The sequence below is a fragment of the Levilactobacillus huananensis genome (assembly GCF_003946145.1).
Taxonomy (GTDB): domain Bacteria; phylum Bacillota; class Bacilli; order Lactobacillales; family Lactobacillaceae; genus Levilactobacillus; species Levilactobacillus huananensis.
On sequence record NZ_RHOC01000004.1, the window covers coordinates 113,877 to 138,707 of the forward strand.

The window sequence follows — 24,831 nt, forward strand, 5'->3', positions numbered from 1 at the left end:
ATCCAACCTCTCCACTTATTTCTTGACATGGGCATGCAGTGCCGTGACGTAAGTCCCATTGGTTAAGACGTAATACCGCGAGCCCGTGGCGCGTTTCTTAATCGCTGAAACCTTAAGCGTCGTGCCCTTCCGATACGACTTAACGCGGCTCGACTTGGTCATAGACGTCTTATTGTAGGCATAAATCTTTTGCTTGGTGGTAATTGTCTTCGTCGCATTCATACTTTCAAAATAGGCATGGTTTAGCCGTGCTAAATTGGCGGTAATATACCCTTTGTTAGTCTTAATACGATACGATTTGCCATCCGGTGCCTTAACAACGGTTCCAGCGACCTGCGTGCCGTTCTTGTATTTCTGTCCCGTCTTCTTGGTCAGACTAGAATCGGAATAAATATTCACATTATCGTGTAAATTGAAGGCTCCGTGTTGACCGACCCAATAGCCGGTAACGTCCTGGGACAGGACCCACTGGCCCAATTCCTTAATATACAGTTCTTGCTTAGAGTTCGACATGGTCAGTGGCTTGACGTCGGAAATCGTGTAGAATTTCTGACGATCGGCCTTGTCAATCTTCGAGCGATCAACATACTTGGAAGCCCCTTTATGTAAATAAACGTGCTGACCGGAACGGAAACTACTGTACGAATAGCTATGCGCTAATGCCGTCGCCACACCATCCGTCCACCAACTGATTGGATGAACCGACGTTTCGGCCCGACTATTATCCGTGGCCTCACCTAATGAAGACAGGTAATTACTATCCGTATACTGCCACAGTGCAAAAGAAATTGTCGGCGTGTAGGAATAGTTAGCGATCCACTGGGCGTCGAATTTTGTTCGTGCACTGTTGGCATAGGTTGTGGCAAAAGATTGGTAAGAATAGAAAATTAATTTTTTGCCAGTCAGTGAACTCATTTCGTCATACCAGGCCTTAACAGCGGCGTTTGTGGTCCCAGAAGTCACATCATTTTCCTCGAAATCCAGGGCATAGAACTTGGCATTCTTATTTGATCGATTATAGAAATTCTTGGCTTCCGCCTTAGCACTCGCTGCACTGGTAAAGGTCGCATAATCATACTCTCCAAATGGAATCCCATACTTGGCGTACAGGGCGGTATTATTGGCAGCATACTTGTCCACGTAGGATGATCCATACTGCCGCCGGTTGATGACAAATGACACCTGACGCTTTAAATTTGAAACCTGTGTTGCCGTTAACTTTCCCTGCCATTCGGGAATATCTGGAATGGCTAGTGTGCTGGCACTGGCGACGGCTTGACCGCCCCAAGCGAATCCAACGAGGGCACTGGCGGCAACCGCGGCTTGGGTTACCCGCTTGGCCCAACGATGATTAGTTGACATAATTGGCACTTCCCTACTTAAAATTTGGTGTGCCCTACTCCTAAAACTGGTGTGTCTGCTTCCCCGACACCCGAATCTCCCCGATGCTTTGCTCACCACCTCACGCTTAAAGTCATCTTTAAGGATAGGCTTCTTAAATGTGCATTTGATAACAGCAGGGTTTCAGTTCGATTACCGCATTTTACAATTATATTTATTACAAGAACGCCGTTAAATCAATGATACTAGTGACTATCTGGTTGGAAAATGATTAGGTAGTTTAATAGGGAAAAAGGCTATATGTACGAGATGGTGAATTGCTTATCAGGTTATCTAGGTGCCTGGAATCAAACATAACAACTCTCCCGTCTCCTCTGAGCATTGTTCGTAAATAGTGGTCATCCGTGATTTTAGTGTTGTTTCTCTAGTTTATTAAATACTGATAAAGAATGTCCCAATATAAAAGGATTTATAGATCGGTCACTTTACTTTCTATCCTGGCGATCTCTTCGTAAATATACGAATTATTATAAATTGTTCCCGTTGATTGTTCAGGACAATTCCCGTATGATAACCCTAACAGCTTTTACTCACAATTAGGAGGTTATCTTATGCGCCGTGCCCTACTCAGCGTTGCCGACAAGACAGGCATTGTCGACTTTGCTCATACGTTAATTGCCAATGACTTTGAACTGGTCTCGACCGGCGGTACCCAAGCCGTCCTTGCCGATGCCGGCATCCCCGTAATTCCCATCGAAGACGTCACCCAATTTCCAGAAATGTTAGACGGCCGCGTTAAGACCCTCAACCCACGGGTGTTCGGCGGAATCCTCGCCAAGCGAGACGACCCTCGTCATCAACAAACATTGGCCGCACACGCGATTACACCCATTGATCTGGTTTGCGTTAATCTTTATCCCTTTGCCGAAACCATCAGTCAACCAGGTGTCACGTTAGCCGCGGCAGTCGAACAGATCGATATCGGTGGTCCAAGCCTCATCAGAGCCGCCGCCAAAAATTATCAGGATGTCCTCGTCGTCTGTGACGTAGCCGATTACGATCAAGTTGGGCAGGCCTTAGTGACCCATCGTGATACGCAACCATTTAGAAAACATCTGGCTGCCAAAGTCTTTCACCACACGGCCCACTACGACGCCGTGATCGCGACCTACCTGACAGACGAGGCCAAGCCGGATACGCTGACCCTCACCTACAAACGAAAGGAAGCCCTACGCTACGGTGAAAACCCGCAACAGACAGCCACCTTCTACCAGGACTGCCAGCCGTCTCCGTTCTCTATCGCCGCGGCAGAACAACACCACGGGAAGCCCCTTTCCTTCAACAACATTAAGGACGCCGACGCCGCACTGGGACTAATTCGCGAATTCAGTGCCCCCACCGTCGTGGCCTTAAAGCATATGAACCCGTGTGGGATTGGAACCGACGAGGTACTCGAACGGGCTTGGAACAAATGCTATGCCGCTGACACCATGTCGATCTTTGGTGGCATCGTCGTCCTTAATCGACCAGTAGACTTAGCCACTGCCCAGAAGATGCATCAACTCTTCTTAGAAATTATCATTGCCCCAGCCTTCGACAACGACGCCTACGAGGTGCTCGCAAAGAAGAAAAATCTGCGATTGTTGACCGTCGATTTTAGCGCGGCCAACGATGCTGAATCAGATGAATTGGTCAGTGTTCGCGGTGGTCTCTTACGCCAGGAACGTGATGAAATCATCGATGATCCCGCAACCTTTCAGACTGTCAGTACTGCCCAACCCACGCCAGAACAGCTCGCTGCCATTGCCTTTGGCCTAAAGGCGATTAAGTTCGTCAAGAGTAACGCCATTGTCGTCAACACCAGCGACCAGACCTTAGGCATTGGGCCCGGACAGATGAATCGGATCGATGCTTTAAAGATCGCGGTGGATAAGGCCGAGGAGAAACCTAACTATGATCACGCTGTTTTAGTATCTGACGCCTTCTTCCCAATGGCTGATTGTGTCCAATATGCCGCCGAGCATGGGATTCACGTCATTGCCGAACCGGGTGGCAGTATTCGTGATCAGGCCTCCATCGACATGGCCAACGAACACAACGTCGCCTTAGTCTTCACCAATCATCGCCACTTCAGGCATTAAAAACCACGTCCCTAAGCGCATAGCGGTTTCATCGTTTGGAACCGCTATGCGCCTTTTCTGTTGATGACATGATTTAACATTATTAAGAACACTTTCACTGACCTCGATAGAACACTTGAGACCCATTAGTAACTTGCCGAAGAAAGTCATTTAATTTAAGCGCAATTTACCGCATAATGGAATTATCCAGTTATCATCGACTCAGAATAAGTTGTTCGAACTTAGATTTACTGGGGGAGCTGATCTGAATGAAAACACTAACTGCACCACGGCTAACCTTAGTTGTGCCGTGTTATAACGAAGAACCAATGTTACCCAAGAGCGCACCGGTCTTAAGCGCCATTTTGCACCGTCTCATTGACAGCAACCAGATTGCCAATGACAGTAAAATTCTCTTTGTCGATGATGGCAGCCACGATCACACTTGGGCTGTCATCACGCAACTCCGGCAGGCAGACACCTTGTTTACTGGACTGAAGTTCAGCCGCAACTTTGGCCAAGAAGCCGCACTCATGGCGGGCATGCAAGTTGCCCATCCCTTCTCCGATCTCATTATTACTATCGATGCCGACTTACAGGATGACCCCCGCGTCATTGGCGCCATGGTTCAGCAAGCCAAGGAAGGATTTGATATCGTCTACGGCGTCCGCAATGACCGTTCCACCGATACCTGGTTCAAACGAACCTCGGCTGAGGCCTTTTACTGGACCATGGGTAAGCTGGGAGTCGAGCTGGTTCCAAACCATTCTGACTTCCGCCTGCTCAGCCACCGGGCCGTCACCGCGCTGATGACCTATACCGAATCTGCACCTTTTATTCGGGGGATTATTCCGAAGCTAGGTTTCCCCAGCACGAAGCTCTATTACAAGCGCCAGCCACGGGCAGCGGGCACCTCGAAGTATCCGCTCAAGCGAATGTTGCGTTTCGCCTTAAGTGGGATCTTTTCGCTATCCTTAGCCCCACTCCGTGCCATCATGTACTTGGGTCTCACCATTTGTGCCGCCGCGACAATTGTCCTGTTATGGCTATTAGGGCTACACCTAAATGGCCTCACCACCGACAGAACACTTTTGACCTCCTTATGGCTACTCGGTGGCCTACAATTAGTCGGTCTGGGCGTCATTGGCCAGTACGTCGGCCAGATTCTCAGAGAAACGCAACACCGACCACATTACATCATCCAAACGGAAACCTTTTCCACTGCATTCCTAGCAGCTTCGCTCACGATAACACAACAACACGAGCACCAATCTGTTAACTAAGGAGGGACCTCTCATGACCACACGCCAACGCCTAACGACTGGCTTAGTCGGCCTCATCAGTTTGACTCTGTTTCTGACCGGCGTGTTGGCCGGTGTGAACCCTGTCGAATTTCGAACCGATCACGATTGGCTAAGTCCACTTGTGATCTTACTGGGAGCGGGCGTCTACCTGGGCATGCTGGGCCTACTCTTTCGCTGGCTTCATCGCCGCACCGCAACTCAACATCGCTGGCTCAGTTGGGGGCTTTGGGGCCTCTTATTGGCCATCCAACTGGTCGTCGCTTTCAACTGGGTAAATGCCCCCAGGGCCGACCTCTACTTCGTTCATCAGCAAGCTTTAACGTTGCTTCACGGTGACACTTCCTGGTCAACTTACTTCTACACTTATCCCAATAACATCAACTTCACGCTGGTCTTGACCGGTCTAATGAAGGTGGCCCGAATGTTTGGGACCACCCTCAGTGGCATCGATCTCAACCTCATTCAATTTGCCTGGCTAGATTGTGGCCTGCTGGCCCTTTGGCAGGTGCTTCGTCGCCACAACATCGCTCGTGGCCACCTCTTCTTAATTATCATCATCGGCACGGTACCACTCTATGCTTACGCACTCAACACTTATAGTGATCTCGCCGTTTTGCCAATTAGCCTGCTCGTTCTGGCCGGTTTATCACACCTATTGCATGCTTCCACGTGGCCTAAACGACTAGGCTGGACTTTATTTGTCGGTCTTTTTCTAACCTTTGCTGTACTCATTAAAGCCAACTTCATTGTCCTAGTCATTGCGGTTATCTTGGGCCTCTGGCTGGTCGACAATGCGAGTCCTCGGCCCTGGCTGGCCCGGACTGGCATCACAGCTCTATTGATCGTCATGCTAGGAGCCGGTATTGGTGGGAGCCATGCCATTCAACGTGCCGCTGGTTACCAACAAGATCCTGCTCTAGCCTTACCGGCGACCAGTTGGATCGCCATGAGCTGGAACCCCACAACGCATGGCGAGTACAGTCGTCCTGATGTGGATTCCATTCGTGATGAACCCACCGCTGCCCGCAAGCAAGCCTTGGCCAAGAAACATTTAGAAGAATCCTGGCACACATTGGGAATTGGAGGAAGTCTTTATCACCTCGCCCAAAAGGCCAAACTCTTCTTAGCCACTGGAACTTTCGACGCCTTTCAAATCTCACCAGAATTCGAGCAGGCACCCAACTGGTATCGGCAGCAGCGCAACACAGTTGATTGGCTTTTAGCCAACTGGTGTCAGCTTAATTACCTGGCACTGCTCATCGTCACCTGTGGCTGGGGTCTCCAGCAGATTCGTCGCCGACGACTGCGTGCAACCTACCTCATCGGGGGGCTCTTCGTCATTGGCCTGATTTGCTTTCACGTCATCTTCTGGGAAACCGAGGAACGCTATGCCCTGCCAATTCTGCCCCTCCTAGTCACTGGCACCGCAGCAGGTTATCGCCAACCACTTAATCTCTTGCGTTGGTCAACCCGCAGCCGCTGGATTCCGTTGGGAATGGCCTTGGTTTTTAGTGGTCTTATTCTGGTCAGTGCCTGGCAGAATAATGGCCTCACCACAAAACCCGTCGACAATCCCATCTACGTGCTTACCCAAAATGAAGGCCGGTACTTCCAAAACCACCACTTTAAACTCAAACCGGGTAGAAGTCTCACACAACCATTGACGGCGCCAATTGCTTTTGACCAACTGTCTATCGATCCTAACTTCCCGTTCCGTGGCCGGCTTACCTTGCGTAATGACCAAGGTAAAGTTGTCTGGCACTCACCCGATCCGGATCCCCTGATTCAACTCAAACAAATCCTACCCGTACAGCCCGCGGGCCACTACCGTCTGACGATCACCAATCTTCAACCGACCCCGGTCAAATTCGTAACAGCGCCAGCGACGTTCCCTGTCCTACCACAGCCGATCGTCGGTCATCCCGACCAGTATCTTCGCTTCCACCTCACACAGCGCAACGTGGCCCCAGTCATCGATCGCCGTCAATTCTGGTTAGTTCTGGGGACCATTTGGCTCAGTGGCTTGCTGATTATCGATCGGTTCTACTGGTATCGGCGCCAGATCTAACACTTTCTAACAAATGACTTGCCCTAGAGTGGCTCGAAGGTCCTACAATAGACCTAGAACACGTCATATCAAAGGAGCAACTAATTTGAAAGAAATTAAGCAACAAACATTAACCGGGGAACGGGCCTTATTTCAAGGCCACGACCTTCACATTACTGATAGTATCTTTGTTGACGGGGAATCCCCACTCAAACACGGGAAGAACTTAGCCATCGACCACACCATTTTCAAGTACAAGTATCCCCTGTGGTACACCGATCACACACAGTTGGATCACACAACCTGGCAACCAGCTGCACACGCTGGTGCTTGGTATGCCAAGGATCTCACTATGGCCCACAGCATGATTCGAGCCACCAAGACTTTCCGGCATGCGCAAAATCTCCACTTGGATGACGTAACCTTCGCCGATGCCGGTGAAACCCTTTGGTGGTGTGACGATCTTCACTTAGACAACGTCACCGCTACCGGAGACTACTTTGGCATGAACAGCACCAATGTGGTCGCTAACAACCTGAAGATCAACGGAAACTACGCCTTTGACGGTAGCAAGAACGTCGAGATTCATAACGCCACCTTCATCACCCACGATGCCTTTTGGAATTGTGACAACGTCACTATCTACGATTCAACCATCATCGGAGAATATTTAGCTTGGAACACCAAGAATATCACCTTCGTTAATTGCTGGTTGGAAAGTGAACAAGGCCTGTGTTACGTTGATCATCTGACCATGCGCAACTGTTCTCTGGTCAATACGAACCTGTCCTTCGAATACTGTTCTGATATTGATGCCACAATCAACACGACCATCGACAGCGTGAAAAATCCCATTAACGGCCGGATATCAGCTCCAGCGATTGGTGACATCATCTTTGACGATCCCGCCATCGATCGCAGTCGGACGACGATTACCACTGAGGAGGTCACTCATGAGTAACGACTTTTCAGAAATGGTCGACCGCCGTCATACGAACTCCGTCAAATGGGACGTGGCCGATAACGAACTTCCCATGTGGGTGGCTGACATGGACTTTCGAACGGCGCCTGGTATCGTCGCCGCCATTCAAAAGAAGGCCGCTACTGGTATCTTTGGTTACGAAGAAGTCCCACAAGACTACTTCGATGCTGTCCAGCACTGGCTCACGACGGAACACAACTGGACGCCTCAAACGAACTGGATGCGCTTCGTCACCGGTGTGGTCCCCGCAATCTCTTCGGCCGTGCGCCGAATGAGTCACGTGGGCGACAATGTCTTGGTACAAGCCCCCGTTTACAATATCTTCTATAATTCAATCGTGAACAACGGTCGCCATGTTCTTTCCAGTGACCTCCACTACGCTGATAATCAATACAGTATCGACTGGAACGACCTCGCTTCTAAGCTGGCAGATCCGTTAACCAGTATGATGATTCTCTGCAACCCGCATAATCCAATCGGTAAGATTTGGACGCCAGACGAGTTGCGCCGGATCGGCGACCTAGCCGCCACCAACCATGTGACCGTCTTTTCTGACGAAATCCATGGGGATATCACCACCCCTGGCAAGGGCTACACCCCCTTCGCCTCGGCAAGTGAAACCTGCGCCGCTGTCAGCATCACAGCCGTTTCTCCTAGCAAGACCTTCAACGTCGCGGCCTTACATGCCGCCACTCTAATCATCCCCGACGAAAACCGCCGCAATGTGGTCGACCGCGGGATCAACACAGATGAATTGGCCGAACCCAACGCATTTGCCATCGATGGCAGTATCGCGGCCTACACCACCGGTGCCGACTGGGTGCACGACTTAAACCACCAGATCACGACTAACCGCCAAGCCGTCACCGCGTTCGTACAGAAAAACCTGCCCGATCTGCACGTGATTGCCGGCGATGCCACCTATCTGGTCTGGATCGACTGTCGCGACGTCACAACGGACACCACCGCTCTCTGTCAGGTCATTCGCCACCAGACCGGTCTCTTCATTACCGCTGGTGCCGTGTACGGCGGCAATGGTCACGACTTTGTGCGCATCAACGTGGCTTGTCCAGCCGAACGTCTCACAGACGGTTTGAACCGCCTCAAACGTGGTCTCCAAGCTTTTCGTCAACAAAACAACTAATCAAAAAACCAGCGATTTCAATCGCTGGTTTTTTAATTTCCCCAACTTTCCACCCACTTAGCGGTCAGCCAGCGAAACCATTTATTAGCCCCCTGATATACTCAACCTAGGTATAAACATTCTGATATTGAGGGGGAGTCACTATGCCACAAATTAACCTTGCCGACGTCCAGGACGTCTTTCGTGATGCCGGTAAAAACGTGTTATTTACCACCTTGCTCATTGATCGAAGTGACCGCATCAAAGCACGTGAGGCCATGGCCTGTTTTGCCGATCGCTTAGGGGCCACCGAACGCAGCTTAAACGTTCGCTACCCTCAAGCCGAGCTCCGCGTAGCGTTTGGTTTGGGGGCCAGCGCCTGGCAACTTCTATTTCCAACAATCCGACCGCCAAAAGAGCTCGTCGACTTTCAACCGGTCGTTGGTCCCAAGTATACGGCACCAGCCACGCCCGGCGATCTCTTCTTGCATATTCGCGCTAATGATATGGCCGTCGTCTATGAGATGGCTGCCGAGCTCCATGAATTTCTCCACAGCTGGACGAGCGTCGTGGATGAGACAGTCGGTTTTCGCTACTTCGAAGGTCGGGCCATCATTGGGTTCGTCGATGGCACCGAGAATCCGGCGGGACCCGAAGCCCCAGACTATGCCATCATTGGGGATGAAGATCCCGAATTCATTAACGGCTCTTACGCCTTTGCCCAGAAATACACCCACAATCTGGATGCTTGGAACAATCTGGCTACCGAGGACCAAGAACGGGCCATCGGTCGTCACAAGTTCAGCGATCAGGAACTCTACGACGATGACAAATTGCCTAACGCCCACAACTTGGCCTCCCAAGACAATGATGATGGCGTGGAGCATAAGATTGTTCGCATGAATGTCCCCTATGGTGACCCAATCCGCGGCGTAACCGGCACTTACTTTATTGGCTACGCTCGCCACTTCACTGTCACGCAACGCATGCTTGAGAACATGTTTACACAAAGTGACCGACTACTGGACTTCAGTACGCCAATCACGGGAAACGCCTTCTTCATCCCTGCGTGGTCTCTACTGGCCCGTATTGCGGATGGCGATCTCTTTCCGGTAGACTATCCGGACGATTAACCCATTTTAAACCTTAAGACTCCCGAGACCTTGCCACTAATTTAGGGCTGGTCTCGGGAGTCTTTGTTTGCTGTATGCTTCCTAATCGGCGACGGTTTTAACCGGTGTCTTCCGGTTAGAACACCCAGTGTCTAATTTGAAATAAAAAATAATTATCGCGGAACCGGGCATTATTAAACAATTGCGAGCGCATACAAAAAGCGCCGAGATATTGACGTTTCGGGCTTATGAGGGTATGTTAGTGGGGTTAATACTAACGAATAAATCAAATTGGTGGGTGTGACTTTTGGTCAGATCATCAATTAATCTATCCCCATAAAGGAGTTGACTCACTTTGGATGAAGCCGAGAGAGAAAGTGGCCCGTGGCGTCGTAATCTACGGGTTCTTTGGTTCTGTACGTTTGTTGCCGGCATGGCTTTCAGTGAAATCATGCCATTTTTGTCATTATATATTAGTAGTTTAGGAGACTATACCAAATCCCAGGTCACCATGTACAGTGGTCTGGTCTACGCCGCCGACTTCTTTGTCAGTGCCATCGCATCGCCCCTCTGGGGAATGGTTGCCGACCGCAAAGGCCGTAAACTCATGTTGCTGCGGGCCTCATTGGGGACGGCCTTTGCTATGGCCTTGATGGGCTTCGCAACCAGCGTCTGGCAATTAGTGGCCTTGCGTGCCCTGCAGGGGGTCTTCGCCGGGTTCATCTCTAACGCGCAGGCACTCGTGGCTTCTCAGACACCGCGGAAACACTCTGGCGCTTCGCTGAGTACCCTGATGACCGGCGTAACCAGTGGGATGTTGCTGGGGCCCGTAATCGGGGGTATCCTAGCCCAGATCTTCTCCATTCGCCTGACCTTCTTCATCACGGCATTGCTCCTACTATCGACCTTCTTCTTGAGTTGGATCTTTGTGGAAGAAAAGTTCAAGCCGGTCGCACCAGCCACCAACGCCGACGGACGCAAGAGTCATAACCCGTTGGCTGCCTTCCCGAATCCAAAATTAATTTTGGTCCTACTGAGTTCAACGTTAATCGTACAGTTTGGGAACATTTCAATCTCCCCAATCATCAGTCTCTATGTGAAGGAACTCATGCATAATGTCGGCCCCATCACCGTGGTTGCCGGAATCATTGCAGCTCTCCCCGGAGTTTCCAATATCTTTGCTTCCCCGCGCCTTGGGCGTTATGGCGACAAGCATGGTTCCGGGCGGGTCCTCATTTTTGGGTATATCTTTGCCACATTGATGTACCTTCCCCAAGGGTTCGTCACCAGCGTCTGGATGTTGGGGATCTTGCGCTTCATGATCGGGATCTCCGATGGGGCCTTGTTCCCAGAGATTCAAACACTCCTGACCAAGAACTCCCCCGTCGCGCTGACCTCCACCGTCTTTAGTTGGAATCAATCCTTCCAATCGATCGGTAATATGCTGGGGTCTCTGCTAGGTGGCTGGATCGCAGGGGTTTTCAACTATAATGCGGTCTTCATTTCAACAGCGATGTTGATGCTCATTAACCTTGGCTTGGTCTGGTGGCTGGTTCCGGAAATCCGGAAGCCACAGGCTCAGGTGGCGGATTAGTTACCGGCGTCCTTAACGTAACGGCTGACCAATCAGTGGCAGTTCCAGCTGATTAAGTCGGGTTCAATCGAATACAAAAAACGAGTCTGAGATCGCATCCCCAGGCTCGTTTTATATTTCAAATGTATAATACGGCATAAAAAGCAACTGACGCCGCTTACCCCTGCTAGATGGGGCATTGTTCCGCGTACTTTCCTATCTAACCAGCTAAGCCAGATACCCGTGGCTGAGCACTGGAAACCACCATTGGTAGCCCCAATAGCGCGCGTACACTGCCGAGTCCGGTAACCAGATCGGCTGTCTGCAGGGCAATCAAGGCCCGTTGGGCGGCACGTAACTCACCCGGGAGTTCGTCAATGTCATCGGTGCGGCTGACCACGACTCGTGACGTCCCCGTGGCTTGAGCCGCCGTGACAATGGTCTGTGTTACGGCAGCGAGACGAATCGTGGGTACCAGAGCCACAACGGCATCCTGATCCAACATGGCAGCACTCAGACCGCCCTCGTCAATTAGTTCGCCAGTTAGACCGGTAACGCTGCCGGGTAAGGTCACCTGGCTCGGGGTATAAACGGTCAAATTAACCGAATTCAGGTTGCTTAGCTGATGAACAAAGGCTTGTCCTGACGAATCTAAAGCGCCGACGATTAAGATATTTTTCAAAGGTGATCTTCCTCTCTTTTTACTGATATGACGTATTATACGGGGTTACAGTAGGTCGAAGGCAAGCCCTCATTTGAAAAAAATGACGACCACCTCTCACGGTTTTCAAGCCATTCAATTAGGCCATTCTTATCCAACATCTGGCCAAATATGTTATGCTTGAATAGATTAAGTCCTTCAATGGCGGCAATTCGGCCATCAACCCCTTGCCATTAAAGGATCACTGGCCATGCAGTCCATGTGACTATCAACACCAGCAATAGTCTTCATTTGGAAAAATCATCGGTTTCAGGTAAAATTAGTCAACAACTAAATTCGTTAGTTTCACAATCAAATACGACCGGTCTCCAGGTTGCCCGCCGTGCGTGCGCCACCTTGGCACACCGATCGTTATTTCTTTTCCCGAGGATCCCTCGGGCGCAACACCACTATACAGGAGGTTAATCTATGCTACTTTCAATGGAACATTTAAACAAAGAATATCCCAATGGCAAGCTCGCCGTTGACGACTTCAACTTACAAGTCGATCGCGGCGAATTCATTTGTTTTATTGGGACGTCTGGTTCCGGAAAGACGACCACCATGCGGATGATCAACCGCATGTTAAATCAAACGTCAGGAACCATTAAAATCAATGGGAAAGACATTGCTAAAATGGATCCCGTTAAACTACGGCGTTCCATCGGCTACGTCATTCAAAACGTGGGCTTAATGCCTCACATGACGATTCAAGAAAACATTGAAATCGTCCCTAAGTTGTTGGGCTGGTCCAAGGAAAAGCGGGCCAAGCAAGCCGTTAAGATGATCGACCTCGCCCAGCTTCCTCAAGAGATGTTAAACCGTTACCCCGGTGAACTCTCCGGTGGGCAACAGCAACGAATCGGGGTTGTGCGCGCTTTGGCTGCCGATCAGGATATCATCCTCATGGACGAACCCTTTGGGGCCTTAGACCCCATCACGCGTGAATCCTTACAGGAACTGGTCAAGCGACTCCAAGAAGACCTGGGGAAGACCTTTATCTTCGTGACTCACGATATGGATGAAGCCCTCCATCTTGCCACCCGCGTGGTCATTATGAGCCACGGCAAGCAAGTCCAAGTCGATACGCCGGATAACATCTTGCGGCATCCCGCTAATGAATTCGTCACCAACTTAATCGGGGAAGAACGTCTAATCAGAGCGCAACCTAATATTCTCTCCGTCAGTCAAATTATGTTAAAGAACCCCGCGGCAATTACGCCAGACAAGACGTTAGATGATGCCATTGACCTGATGCATAGCCGCCGTGTCGATACACTGCTGGTCACCAACGCTGACGGCGTGCTCGAAGGCTACGTTGATCTGGATGATATCAACCGGATCACGGACGCCACGACCCCTGTCAGTCGCTTTACCAATCGCGAGGTCTTCTATGTCCAGGCCAGTTCACTGATTGGCGATACGGTTGACCGAATTCTGAAACAGGGGGTTAAAAACGTTCCCGTTGTCGATGCCAAGAAGCACTTAGTTGGTATCGTCACGCGGACGGCCTTAGTCGACATCGTTTACGATGCCCTGCGTGGGGCACCGGCAACTGATGAAGAACCAGCCTCACCAATCAATGCCGACATCCACGCCGCCGCAACTCATGAAGGGGGCGAATCATCACAATGATTCACTTTCTGCAAACTTATGGCATGCAATTAATAAGTAAGACCGGTCAACATCTCTACATCTCAGCCGCTGCACTGGGGCTGGGGATCATTGTGGCGGTTCCGTTGGGAATTCTGCTTACGCGGATGAAACACGGGGCTAACGCTGTGATTACCCTGGCCGGGGTGCTGCAAACCATCCCCGCCATGGCGCTGTTAGCCATGATGATTCCCATCTTTGGGATTGGCTCTACACCCGCGATTGTCGCCCTGTTTATCTATTCTTTACTTCCCATCTTGCGAAATACGTATCTCGGTATGGAAGGGGTCTCCCCTGCCGTCCGTGATGCCGCTAAAGGAATGGGAATGACCTGGTGGCAATCGATGGTACGCGCCGAGATTCCATTGGCCGCTCCCGTTATCATGTCCGGCATTCGGCTCTCTGCCACTTACGTGATTGCGTGGGCCACGCTGGCTTCCTACATTGGTGCCGGTGGCCTAGGTGACTTTATTTTTAACGGGTTAAATCTATATCGTTCCGACCTTATCTTAGGTGGATCAATCCCCGTTATCATCCTGGCACTGGTAGTCGACTACCTCTTAGGTAGACTGGAAGCAACCGTTACCCCACGAGAATTACGATAGGAGGTCCGTCATGCGAAAACATTTACGTCGATGGCTAGCCGGACTTCTGTTAGTCATTTTAATCATCCCAATGAGTGGCTGTAGCCTGCCCGGGTTAGCGGGTTCCGGTGACAATACCGTTCGGATTGCCGCGCAGAACACGACCGAGCAACAAATCATGGCTTACATGATTCAGGGCATGATTAACCACTACACCGATTTAGATTCAACCATTATCAACAACCTCGGATCTGGAAATGTCAGCTTTAATGCCCTCAAAAATGGCAATGCCGACATCTCCTCCATCCGGTTCTACGGAACCGACTTGACCACCATCTTGAACGAAAAGTTCGAGCGGGATCCATCGACCGTGAAGTCGACGGTCACGAAGGCCTTCGAAGATCGTTATCAGATGACCTACTTTGAGTCCTATGGTTTCGCCGATACCTATGCCTGGATGGTCAAGCAGAGTTACGCCAAGAAACACCACCTGGAAACGGTCAGTGATTTGAAAAAGCTGGCGCCAACGATGAAGGTCGGCATTGACCAAATCTGGCAAAACCGTCCCGGTGACGGTTACCCGGCTTTCCAAAAAGACTACGGGTTTAGCTTCGGGACTGTTTATCCCATGCAACTTGGGTTACTCTACGATGCCCTGGCTTCCGATAAGATGGACGCCGTGCTGGGTTACTCCACCGACGGTCGGGTCGGCAGCTACAATCTTAAGCTGTTAAAGGATAACAAGGACTTCTTCCCACCATATGATGGAAGTCCGGTTGCCACTGATGCCATCTTAAAGAAACATCCCGAGCTCAAACCGGTTATCAACCGCATGGTTGGCAAGATCTCACTGAAGACCATGCAGCAACTGAACTACCAGGTCGACGATCAACTCGAAGAACCACAGACCGTGGCCAAAAACTATCTGAAACAACACCACTACTTTGAAGGGGGGAACTAGGCATGAAAGACATGGGATTATTCAGTCAGTTAATTTACTATTTTTCACATAATGGCATGTACGTCCTCAATCAATTCAACCTGACGTTCCTCGTTTCAATCTATGGGGTCTTGTTTGGGGCCATCGTCGGAATTCCGATTGGGATCTGGATCTCACAAAACCGGAAGCTCTCGCCAATTATTATTGGGATTGCCAACGTGATCCAAACCATTCCATCCTTGGCGATGCTGTCAATCTTAATGTTAGGCCTGGGACTCGGACAAAATACTGTGATTGCCACGGTCTTCTTATACTCCTTGTTGCCAATCATCAAGAACACTTATACGGGGATGCTGAGCGTCGACCCTGACGTCTTGGATGCCGGTAAGGGGATGGGAATGACGCGTTTTCAAGTCATGAAAACTATTCGAATTCCCCTGTCGCTTTCCGTCATCATTGCCGGTATTCGGAATGCTCTGGTACTGGGCATCGGGATTACCGTGATCGGATCCTTCATTGGTTCTGGTGGTCTGGGCGATATCATCGTCCGAGGAACCAACGCCACCAATGGTGGGGCCATTATCCTAGCTGGTGCTTTACCGACGGCCTTAATGGCGATCATCACCGATCTGGTCTTATCCTTCATTGAGAAGCGCTTAACACCAAAGACTTCGTCAGAAAATTAGGCGCTATTACTCGGTTCCTAAACTCCTGATTTTCAAGTCAACGTTGCCATTAGGCACTTTCAATCAACAAATCTAAATAAGGGTCGAGACGTCTGGTCTCGACCCTTTTCTAGTGACTTTAATCTGAAAAGACGGTCCTCAGTCCTTACTTCCGGCAAACCGAAGGCTTTCCGAAAACCCCGCCGTATCAATCCTGTTCATTGCGTGGGCGCAAGGCTTAGAGTCAGGTCAACGGGACCAGAGTGAAGGTGTGCCCGCCTCATAACAGAGATATTTGGTATACTATAAACAAAATCTACGAAAGCGAGGTCTTCCTCGTGACACGATCTAAACAAGCCGGGATGGATTTTTCGGTAGGGACCCTTAACTTTTTGGCCAACGTTGGCATCATCTTACCTTACATTCTCATTTTGGCCCGCTTCCAACGAACACAGAGTACCACCTACCTGATCGCCTTAGTGGCCTTCTACGTCTCCCGGGCTGCCAGTATTTTTTACACCAAACGACTGCACTTGCGCGCATCCACCTACCTCATTTTGAGCCTGACGCTGGGCGCTGCCGGAAGTCTAATCTTTGCCATCGCTGCTCCACATCTAGGCTGGCTGATCATTGGTAGTCTCCTGTGGGGGTACAGTGCGGCGACTATCTGGCCGTATTTTCTTACGGTAAAATTACACCTGACAAACCTAACTAATTTTAAAATGAAACGCATCTATTGGCTAATCTTCGCCGGCCTTGGGATCATTGTCGCCATCGACATCGTGACCAAGTTTAATTACACGTTGACCTTTGCCTTGTTGGGTCTGCTCTATCTGATCGCTATCCCCGGTGGCTTGCTCCTTCAAAAGGTGACTCGTGGTCTCTATGACGACCGGCCTTGGCAGATTAAGCCGCTCAAGCAGGGCTGGCGTTGGGTCCTATCTCTGATCTTCTTTGCCGTCATGGCGGTTCTAACCACCTTGCGGAAAGCCACCGTCTACTTGCCAATCTGGCTAACGTTAACAATTATTGGGGTCGCTCTAATCATCTTACTCGTGGAGCTTCATTTTGACTGGCACCTCTTGCCCCAATACAAGTTTCGCCTCTTGAGCCGCGGATTCTTGGTGAGTCTGGTGCTCCTCTTCAATGGCTTTTTCGCCTACTTTTACCTGGGAAAGACTGGGATGTACGTCGTCTTTGCCATCTATTTATTGGGACTTGAGACCGGCTATCCACTATTTCATCGACTGGGTCGGGGAGAAGACAACCGATCACGAGATCTCAGCCTGATTGGCGTCGTCGTGGGTCAGGTACTCTTACTAATCCCCTGGATTGGCTCATATTTGCTGGGTATGCTCCTTATTGCCCTCTACGTGGGTTACGACAACCCCACCATTAATGCCACCCTCTATGGCCTTGATACGGTCGATAGCGACACTGCGATGATTCACAAGTATCGCTTCTCAACCTACGGCGGTCTTCTTTGCCAACTCGGAATTTTTGGCCTACTGGTGATACTAAGTGCGATCACCCATCGACCACTGTTAGCCTTCTTCAACCCGCAGTCGGCGGGACACTTTGCCCTATATTTTTACGGACTGAATTATCCACTCGTCATTATTTCGCTGTTACTCACCTCGGGAACGATCTGGGTTCGTCCACGAGATTAAGCCGCTTGAACCTAATGTCGCGGTGCGACCGTGAAATAAGTCATTAACCACCCCCTAACAATGATTTTGCGCTAAACTAGATCATACAAAATGTCACCTATAATCAGACAAAACCATCAGGAGGTTATCACCATGCCATTGATGCGTATCGATATGTACCGTGGCCGTAGCAAGGCCGAGATTAAGAACATCTTAGACATCTCGTATCAGGTTGCCACAGAAGAACTACACCTCTTACCACGTGACCGGTACCAGATCGTCACCCAACATGACCCCGAGGAAATGATCATGTTGGACGTTGGCTTAGGATTCGATCGGACCGACAAGATGCTGGTCTTTAGCCTAACCTCCAGTCCTCGTAAGGACGCTGACAAGGCCCGATTTTACGCTCGGTTAGTCAAGGAACTGGCTGCCCATGCCAATGTGGCACCATCAGATGTCCTGATTAACATCACCAGTAACACAAAAGCAGACTGGAGCTTTGGCAATGGTGAAGCCCAGTTTATGAATGGTAAATTAGCGTAAACTACTATTACTCGAAAGGCCGTCACAGCAATTGCTGTGGCGGTCTTTTGATCTGGATAAATCCAGACGCATAAAAAGAGCACAAGTCATTTCTGAATTGTGCTCCCATCATTTCATTATCCAAATTAATAACCCAACAAAATTTAATTGACAGGAACGTCCGTCAGAGACCACGTGATGGTCCCAGAATAACTGGTCGCATTCCCCGCTGCATAGATGTTAGGATTGGCATCCAAGTAGACCCCAGCCGGTGCGGAATTGCCACTATAAGACTTGCCGTCTTGATTCCAGTCCTTGGCGATATCCGTCGAGTTACTGTCACGCTTGCCTGAAGCCACAGAAACCGCACTCCCGCTATCTAGCCGCGTCTTAGTTCCATTACCATCCTCATAGACAATATGCCCGCTGAGTGGCCGATGACTACTATCGGTAGACGTCATCGTTGTTGCATTAGCCGTAACATACCAGGCTGACCCCAGCTCACGCGTATCAGAAATGTTAATCTGGTAGTCTCCGGGAGCATAGAGCGTCGATTGGCCAGGAACGGCTAATGATGCCCCATTCCCAAAGACCATGTCAGTCATGTCACCGAATTCCAACTTCCCAGCACCGCGAGTCACAGAAATTGTGGCTGGCGTGGTTGACGCATTGCCATCGCTATCGGTCACATTCATCGTCACGTCTTGGGTCCCACCGGTAACGGTTGCCTTGAGTTGGTCACTATCGGTCGTGTCGAAGGCCAAGGTCGATGGCGTCGTCCCATCTGGCTTGGTAGCCGTCATACCGGTTTGTGAGGCAATCCAGCTCGCAATATCCGTAGAAGACTTGCCTGCAATGTGGGCATCCCAATCATCTGGCGAGATGGTTAGAGAAGGCGTACTGGAGGTGATCGTCAGTGGCACTGTATTGGTAACCGTAGCAGAAGCACTCTTGGTATCCCCAAATTCATTGTACTCGGTAGCCGTAATACTGCTGCCTGCGTGCAAAGACTTTAACGTATTCGTGCCTAAGTCGAAGGTAAATTTACCACTGGAATCAGCCTGCGTCGTATAGTCACCATCGATACCCGTTAACTTAACCATTAAGTTCGGTTGTGCCGAACCAGTTACGGTATGTGCACTAGACGCAACCGTTCCGCCACCATCAATTGTGATATCCCCCATATTCTTGATCACATCGGGATCGGAATTCAATTGAACCGTGTAGTACATGGCCGTGCCAGATGCTAAATATTGTTCATAGTAGCCATATGAAAACCCAATATTGAGGGGCAAATTAATCGTATTTCCAAGATCCTTAAGATCGACATCTAACTCAGTCCAACCACTTGGAATCTTCGTGACTGATTTTTGCTGGCCAGTGGTCCAACTGCTAACTGAATTTTTAACCAATGACACAGCCTTACCATTCGATGTATAACTCACATCTGGATAGACCGAGGTAAAGTATCCCTCTTTGATTGTCATAGGATTTCCATTTGAAGCTAACGCAAAGTGAACGAAAAACTTGGTTGTTGCAGTGGTAATTCGACCATTTTTAACGCCGTTAGCATAAACCCCACTTGACTGATTGGGATAGTTTTGTACCCCGTAATAATCTCCATTAGAACTTCCTGAGACAAGGTTAGCCGCGTCTCGCTGGGAGTTAAAAGAATTCCCTGAAAGTAACGTTGCGTCCGCATCGACACCCGTCGGATTAGACCCAGCAGCATGAGCTGAAGTTACCATAACTGCAGAGCCCACACTCACAAAAGTCAGTAATAAACTAAGCTGTAACAACAACTTCTTCAGTCTCATCCTGCTACCCCCTTTCTCTGAGTAACCGAGCTTGGCGATAAACACCCATTGCCAAGACTAAAGCAATTAATAAAAGTAACCCAACTAGGCTAGTCAAGAAAACGCGTGATTCATTAGTCTGTGGTAATCGGCCAGCAATCAAATCAGCTGAGCCAGCTTTCACGATAGTTCCTATACTCTTCTTGGTCGTATTTGCGACGTTCGGTTTAACCTTTGAGGTCTTCTTAGGTGTTTTTTTACCAGAAGGCTTATCGGGAACAACCGGAAGGTCCGCGCCAGAACCTTTGTGTATTTTGGGCGGATTAGGAGTTGGCTCTGGATCAGGAGTTGGTATGACTGGATACCCCTGAATATACACGCTAGTCTGTGTCGTGCCACTAATCCCATCGACAGTTGCAGCGAGCGCCGGTGTCGTCGCGCCAATCCCTACGGTTAACGCGAGCGCCATAATTAAAGTTACGATGAATTTCTTCATACCAACGCCCTCCTTTCAATGGACCTTGCTTACTTTCGTTCTTTATCTTCGTTCTCATCTCGACGACGGCGAATCAGATAGATAATTAACAGAATTAAGAGAATCAAGATTAGCATTGCTAAGGCCCCAAGGCCGATCAATAGCCAAATGTTAACCCCTGAATCATCAACTGAATCAGAATTAAACTTATTGGCCTGGGCATTCGTGATCGTAAAATCACGGTCAAAGATCCAGGTTCGTTCCTTATTCTTAACTACCATGTGCAAATGGTAGTGTCCCGCCTTCAATGCCGTTTTTCCATAAAGCATGGGATAGCGATACGTTGTATTCGGCGCCATCTGAACATTCTCTTTTTGAATACGCTTTACAGTTTGACCACCATCACGATTCGTGATGGTCGAATTCATCGTCAGATCAGGAATAATCGTTGCCGTCGGATTCCTCAAATTGGCAATAACCCCACGGTGATAGTTATCCATCCCCGCGCCGACTTTACCAAGCTTGAGATCGCCAGCTGGCACCTTACCCATCAGGTATTCCATACCAACAACATAAGAATATTTATTCTTGATATTGTTGGTCCCTTTCACTGTGCCAGTGACCTTCGTATCAACCCGTTCAAAATACCAAGCACCTAAGATTAATCCGTTATACGCTTTATCCTGAGGTACCTGAACATTAACCGAAACAACTTTACTGCCACCAGCTGGAACGGTCACCGTCTTCTGTCCTTGAACACGACTAATATCACTCATCTTATATTTTAGCGAGGGGTCAAAAGACTTAGGTGAATCAATGTAATCAATTACACCACTCGAATTGGTCCAAGCCGTATGCACAGCTGATTTCACTCGAATATCTTGATTTGTGACATTAAAGATCTTCGTCCGTAGAGTCTGAGTCTGCCCAGGCTTCATACGTAATTCAAAAAATGACTGACTCTTATCAATTTGATTCTTTGGAATCTGTGCTTCCACGCTGTATCCAATATTATTGTTAACACCAGCCGCTTTAGCGGTCACCGGCGCCACAGTACCAATCAACAACGCGAAAAACGCGAGTATCATGAGTTGGAACTTCTTCAATCCTTGCATCCTTACACCTCTGTCTTACCCTAGTTAGACTCTGGTCGTACCAACTTCATGATACAACATATGTAAGCGAAAAAGGTGCTCATTATTAAAACAATGGACACCTTTGCTCGCGATTAATAAAATTTAGACTTGTGGAGCAACGGCTGGCGTTTCACTTAAAGTCCAGTTTAAGGTGCCAGTGTAGGTACCAGTGTTAGTCGTCGCACCAACACTAGAAAGTTGAATGTTTGAAGGGTCGAGTTGGAATGTCGTTTGACCAGCACCACTATTAGCAACGGCACCGTAGATAGTCTGAGTAGAACCACTGATGGTTGAAACCTTTACTGAATTAGCAGCAATACCATCTGTTGCCTTAGCGGAGTTATTAATCTTTGTTGCACCATCACCACCGTTAAAGTCAATCGTTGCACCCTTTAAATAATTGGTGTTTACATCACTGTTGCTTGTGTCGACCATCTTTGTACTGGTAAGTTGAACCGTCCAACCAGCATTGGAACCACGTGTATCAGAAATTTCAGTAACAAAATCTGAAGTTGGCGTACCATCAGTCGTAAACGTTTCAGGTGCAATCGTCGTTTGCCCCTTAACATCTTGAGAACCAGAAGTTACTGACTTGCTTGAACCAAAGTCAAGGTTGTTCGTCACGTACAAGAAAGTCAAATTGCCATCACCAGTTGTTGCACCGTTACCGGTTTGAGTACCAGTTGCGGGATTTGATGGATTGTTAGGATCGACTGGCTTTGTCACAGGATCTGGTGCAGTGAACTTGGCTGTTGCGGTCGTCGTCCCAGAGGTCGGTGTTGTAGCCGCGTTAGCAACAACCGGTGCAATGCTTCCTAATAATAATGCGCTTGCTAATAAAATACTGCTTACTGTCTTCTTCATAATCTAATGCACTCCTTTTAATCTGCTATGGATTCCCAAAACACTGTGACACGCAATACTCTGTGTGGCCCGAAACTAGTCAAGAATCATCTGTGATCCCCATAATCATTCGAGTCACCCCAGAAACGACAATCTCCCTAGAAGGTTGTTCCGCTTCTTTAAGTATGTAACAACGCTATTATATGCCCGATGAGTCAACTTGTAAACAATTTTTTGTCTAAAATGTGAAGAAATTTTTATCTTTCTCAAAAGAGGCCTCACGCCTGTAGAGACGGGGTTCTAAGCCATTTAATCAGATAACCCTTTTACACCCTATAAACTGTATTTTCTAACCATACAGATAAAGTGTGTGTATTAATTTTGCCACAATATGGCCTCAATCGTTGACCCCCATAGGCTTTCCTTTACTTTTTGTTAGTTAAATTCCTATCAAGATCCGCATAATTTTCTAAAAAAATAATGATTCACAGTGCTAATGTCCGTGAGTCGGTACAAATTATAGCCACGTGCTTAACCTCAACATTGATGACAATTTATAAAATATATTTAATTTGAAATTCGATAATATTTTTCGATTTTCATTATATTTGGTCAAAAAAGCCGTCATGAAATTTAAAAATTCCATGGCGACTTTAAGTTGACTTCAATTAGTTATCCCTACTCTAACAATTGTCGCAATAACGCTTGTGTCGCATCCTGCCGCTTAGCTTCCTGGTCTCTCTGCCGCAGATAATACTGATGTAACGCTGAGACCGTCACGGCGTCATCCTCAGCCGGTAAGGCGTACAGCCGGCGATATGTCGTCCGCACAGCCGTAAAATCTGGTTGATCAATCGTTAAGTGTCGCAGCTGGCTGGGGGTCACATGGTTCTTTCTAGCCGGTACCCAGCCTTGTTGAGGCTGTACGGCCAGTCGCTCGGTGAAGGCCCGAGTCAATTCCACAGGCCAGCTTGGTGACAAGGACTCACCAGCCGTCAACTTATCCCGCAATGTCTCACAATCCGTGAACACCTGTCTTGGGACCTGATGTCCTTCCCACGGATCACGTAGGTGTTGCAGCTGTGCCCGTCGCTCTTCCGGCGTCAAAGCAAAACCAATCGTGACATTAAATAAGTCATCGTACCAGTCCCGTTGTCGTTGTTTCGCCCGAAAACACACGTCGCGATTCAGATCGGCAACCAGGTAACGCGGTACAATCTGCAAACGAGAGGCCACAATCTTGCCACGCCGATCAAACTCCGTAGCCATGACCCCTAATTGGTAGGAATTGACCAACTTTTTCAGTGACCGCGGCTGGTCAATCTTGGCTAATCGCGCCTTGAAATCAGTTAACGGCAGATGCTGAACAATCAGCTCGGCCACCGTCGTCAGGTAATTGCCATACGGTTTTGCGGCCCGGAGTTCTTGGACCGCAGCACTCTCCTGAGTTTCGGCCTTTTTCCAAGCAGCGGCCGCTTCGCGTTCGGCACGCTGCTTCGCGACCTTTCCTTGCTGTGCTTGCTTCTGAACCAACGCCTGAGCTGCCTTTCGATCCAGTTCCGTCAGTTGGGTATATTCGGTTAAATACGGTGTCAGTGCCGCTTGTGGCAGTTGACGATGACGTCGTTTCAGATAATCATCCACCGTCGTCCGGGTCCCGCGGCGTACCCAGCGCTGTCGTCCGTGTTGTGGCTGTGGCAGATGAGGCAAAGCCGCTTGATCCCACAAAATTTCTGGGACTTGTGGATAGTGAGCCGTCAGGTCATCATACTGGGCCACCGCGTGGAAGTTATCCTCGGTCGTGATCGTCATCAGATACTGCATCTCATCACTCATGAACTTCTTCACGCACTCTGATCCCACCACAATCTCCTGGCCATCCGTCCGCAATACCACGTGGTACTCGTAACGCACCGGTTTGTGGCACAACGCACAGTGCGTCCAATCTGTTCGATGCACACTGGTATTAATCGCGTAGGGGAGCCGCGCCAGTAATTTCCAGACACGACTTCCTTGTACGAGCCACTCGATCCGCTGATCCGTCAAAAGATCACGCGCCGATCGCGTGAGAAAGTCACTCGTCATTTTGACTGTTGGATGCTCACGTAATAACGGCATGACGCGCGTCAGATCAGGCAGTTGGAGGGCCGGCTGACTAAGCTGAAGAAATCGGTTCTCGGCAGGTGTGAGGAGTGTGGTGACCATACAAATCTTCCCTTCATTTCAAAAAATTCAGTTCTCCTAGCATACCATAATTTTCAAC

Annotated in this window: 20 protein-coding genes; 13 read left to right on the forward strand and 7 right to left on the reverse strand. The window is 49.3% G+C overall.

Translation table 11 applies throughout. The features are described from left to right. Positions 1-15: 15 nt before the first annotated feature. Positions 16-1,362, reverse strand: a complete 1,347-nt coding sequence (locus EKM71_RS05050) for a GH25 family lysozyme (protein WP_125573564.1) — start codon at positions 1,360-1,362, stop codon at positions 16-18. 590 nt (positions 1,363-1,952) lie between these two features. On the opposite strand from EKM71_RS05050, the gene purH reads away from it, so the two are divergent. The 7 genes from purH to EKM71_RS05085 all read left to right on the forward strand — a co-directional run bounded on the left by purH (position 1,953) and on the right by EKM71_RS05085 (position 11,623). Next, on the forward strand, positions 1,953-3,482 hold the full coding sequence (purH, locus tag EKM71_RS05055; RefSeq protein WP_125573565.1) for a bifunctional phosphoribosylaminoimidazolecarboxamide formyltransferase/IMP cyclohydrolase: 1,530 nt from the start codon (positions 1,953-1,955) through the stop codon (positions 3,480-3,482). 248 nt (positions 3,483-3,730) lie between these two features. Further along, entirely contained in the window at positions 3,731-4,744 is a 1,014-nt protein-coding gene (locus EKM71_RS05060; protein ID WP_125573566.1) for a glycosyltransferase family 2 protein, read from the forward strand. Positions 4,745-4,757: 13 nt separating this feature from the next. Beyond that, complete coding sequence (locus tag EKM71_RS05065; protein WP_125573567.1) at positions 4,758-6,833, forward strand: hypothetical protein; 2,076 nt, start codon at positions 4,758-4,760, stop codon at positions 6,831-6,833. A gap of 85 nt (positions 6,834-6,918) precedes the next feature. Further along, the gene (locus EKM71_RS05070; RefSeq protein WP_164504726.1) at positions 6,919-7,773 is read left to right on the forward strand and encodes a DUF3737 family protein; all 855 of its coding nucleotides are present in this window, start codon (positions 6,919-6,921) and stop codon (positions 7,771-7,773) included. Continuing rightward, a complete protein-coding gene (locus tag EKM71_RS05075) occupies positions 7,766-8,938 on the forward strand; it encodes a MalY/PatB family protein (protein ID WP_125573569.1) in 1,173 nt (390 codons plus the stop codon). The genes EKM71_RS05070 and EKM71_RS05075 overlap by 8 nt, the downstream gene beginning before the upstream one ends. 143 nt (positions 8,939-9,081) lie before the next feature. After that, positions 9,082-10,050 (forward strand): Dyp-type peroxidase, encoded by a 969-nt coding sequence (locus EKM71_RS05080; protein ID WP_125573570.1) that lies wholly within the window; start codon positions 9,082-9,084, stop codon positions 10,048-10,050. Positions 10,051-10,384: 334 nt separating this feature from the next. Then, a complete protein-coding gene (locus EKM71_RS05085) occupies positions 10,385-11,623 on the forward strand; it encodes an MFS transporter (RefSeq protein WP_125573571.1) in 1,239 nt (412 codons plus the stop codon). A gap of 199 nt (positions 11,624-11,822) precedes the next feature. Here EKM71_RS05085 and EKM71_RS05090 read toward each other — a convergent pair whose 3' ends face one another. Continuing rightward, the gene (locus tag EKM71_RS05090; protein ID WP_125573572.1) at positions 11,823-12,284 is read right to left on the reverse strand and encodes an NAD(P)H-binding protein; all 462 of its coding nucleotides are present in this window, start codon (positions 12,282-12,284) and stop codon (positions 11,823-11,825) included. 447 nt (positions 12,285-12,731) lie between these two features. On the opposite strand from EKM71_RS05090, the gene EKM71_RS05095 reads away from it, so the two are divergent. From EKM71_RS05095 to EKM71_RS05120, 6 genes are all read left to right on the forward strand, one after another. Continuing rightward, the gene (locus EKM71_RS05095) at positions 12,732-13,937 is read left to right on the forward strand and encodes a betaine/proline/choline family ABC transporter ATP-binding protein (protein WP_125573573.1); all 1,206 of its coding nucleotides are present in this window, start codon (positions 12,732-12,734) and stop codon (positions 13,935-13,937) included. Further along, positions 13,934-14,560, forward strand: coding sequence for an ABC transporter permease (locus tag EKM71_RS05100; protein WP_125573574.1), 627 nt, complete (start codon positions 13,934-13,936; stop codon positions 14,558-14,560). Before EKM71_RS05095 ends, EKM71_RS05100 begins: the two co-directional genes overlap by 4 nt. Before the next feature lie 10 nt (positions 14,561-14,570). After that, a complete protein-coding gene (locus EKM71_RS05105) occupies positions 14,571-15,500 on the forward strand; it encodes an osmoprotectant ABC transporter substrate-binding protein (protein WP_125573575.1) in 930 nt (309 codons plus the stop codon). Between the two features lie 2 nt (positions 15,501-15,502). After that, positions 15,503-16,165, forward strand: a complete 663-nt coding sequence (locus EKM71_RS05110) for an ABC transporter permease (RefSeq protein ID WP_125573576.1) — start codon at positions 15,503-15,505, stop codon at positions 16,163-16,165. Between the two features lie 317 nt (positions 16,166-16,482). Beyond that, positions 16,483-17,814 (forward strand): hypothetical protein, encoded by a 1,332-nt coding sequence (locus EKM71_RS05115; protein WP_125573577.1) that lies wholly within the window; start codon positions 16,483-16,485, stop codon positions 17,812-17,814. A 132-nt stretch (positions 17,815-17,946) separates the two neighbouring features. Further along, positions 17,947-18,339 (forward strand): tautomerase family protein, encoded by a 393-nt coding sequence (locus EKM71_RS05120; protein WP_125573578.1) that lies wholly within the window; start codon positions 17,947-17,949, stop codon positions 18,337-18,339. 143 nt (positions 18,340-18,482) lie between these two features. Here the strand turns inward: EKM71_RS05120 and EKM71_RS05125 are convergent, their stop codons facing one another. From EKM71_RS05125 to EKM71_RS05145, 5 genes are all read right to left on the reverse strand, one after another. After that, on the reverse strand, positions 18,483-20,135 hold the full coding sequence (locus tag EKM71_RS05125; RefSeq protein ID WP_125573579.1) for a hypothetical protein: 1,653 nt from the start codon (positions 20,133-20,135) through the stop codon (positions 18,483-18,485). Between the two features lie 4 nt (positions 20,136-20,139). Further along, positions 20,140-20,610, reverse strand: a complete 471-nt coding sequence (locus EKM71_RS05130; RefSeq protein WP_125573580.1) for an LPXTG cell wall anchor domain-containing protein — start codon at positions 20,608-20,610, stop codon at positions 20,140-20,142. A gap of 29 nt (positions 20,611-20,639) precedes the next feature. Continuing rightward, entirely contained in the window at positions 20,640-21,677 is a 1,038-nt protein-coding gene (locus EKM71_RS05135; RefSeq protein ID WP_225417995.1) for a DUF916 and DUF3324 domain-containing protein, read from the reverse strand. 150 nt (positions 21,678-21,827) lie between these two features. Continuing rightward, positions 21,828-22,589 carry a WxL domain-containing protein gene (locus tag EKM71_RS05140; RefSeq protein WP_125573582.1) on the reverse strand — a complete coding sequence of 254 codons (762 nt, stop codon included), beginning with the start codon at positions 22,587-22,589 and terminating at the stop codon, positions 21,828-21,830. A gap of 657 nt (positions 22,590-23,246) precedes the next feature. Beyond that, positions 23,247-24,773 carry a hypothetical protein gene (locus EKM71_RS05145; protein WP_125573583.1) on the reverse strand — a complete coding sequence of 509 codons (1,527 nt, stop codon included), beginning with the start codon at positions 24,771-24,773 and terminating at the stop codon, positions 23,247-23,249. Positions 24,774-24,831 lie beyond the last annotated feature (58 nt).

Coding starts and splice junctions, on each gene's coding strand:
- EKM71_RS05050 (WP_125573564.1), bottom strand. CDS start 1,362: ATGTCAACTAATCATCGTTGGGCCAAGCGGGTAACCCAAGCCGCGGTT.
- purH (WP_125573565.1), top strand. CDS start 1,953: ATGCGCCGTGCCCTACTCAGCGTTGCCGACAAGACAGGCATTGTCGAC.
- EKM71_RS05060 (WP_125573566.1), top strand. CDS start 3,731: ATGAAAACACTAACTGCACCACGGCTAACCTTAGTTGTGCCGTGTTAT.
- EKM71_RS05065 (WP_125573567.1), top strand. CDS start 4,758: ATGACCACACGCCAACGCCTAACGACTGGCTTAGTCGGCCTCATCAGT.
- EKM71_RS05075 (WP_125573569.1), top strand. CDS start 7,766: ATGAGTAACGACTTTTCAGAAATGGTCGACCGCCGTCATACGAACTCC.
- EKM71_RS05080 (WP_125573570.1), top strand. CDS start 9,082: ATGCCACAAATTAACCTTGCCGACGTCCAGGACGTCTTTCGTGATGCC.
- EKM71_RS05095 (WP_125573573.1), top strand. CDS start 12,732: ATGCTACTTTCAATGGAACATTTAAACAAAGAATATCCCAATGGCAAG.
- EKM71_RS05100 (WP_125573574.1), top strand. CDS start 13,934: ATGATTCACTTTCTGCAAACTTATGGCATGCAATTAATAAGTAAGACC.
- EKM71_RS05105 (WP_125573575.1), top strand. CDS start 14,571: ATGCGAAAACATTTACGTCGATGGCTAGCCGGACTTCTGTTAGTCATT.
- EKM71_RS05110 (WP_125573576.1), top strand. CDS start 15,503: ATGAAAGACATGGGATTATTCAGTCAGTTAATTTACTATTTTTCACAT.
- EKM71_RS05120 (WP_125573578.1), top strand. CDS start 17,947: ATGCCATTGATGCGTATCGATATGTACCGTGGCCGTAGCAAGGCCGAG.
- EKM71_RS05125 (WP_125573579.1), bottom strand. CDS start 20,135: ATGAGACTGAAGAAGTTGTTGTTACAGCTTAGTTTATTACTGACTTTT.
- EKM71_RS05130 (WP_125573580.1), bottom strand. CDS start 20,610: ATGAAGAAATTCATCGTAACTTTAATTATGGCGCTCGCGTTAACCGTA.
- EKM71_RS05135 (WP_225417995.1), bottom strand. CDS start 21,677: ATGATACTCGCGTTTTTCGCGTTGTTGATTGGTACTGTGGCGCCGGTG.
- EKM71_RS05140 (WP_125573582.1), bottom strand. CDS start 22,589: ATGAAGAAGACAGTAAGCAGTATTTTATTAGCAAGCGCATTATTATTA.
- EKM71_RS05145 (WP_125573583.1), bottom strand. CDS start 24,773: ATGGTCACCACACTCCTCACACCTGCCGAGAACCGATTTCTTCAGCTT.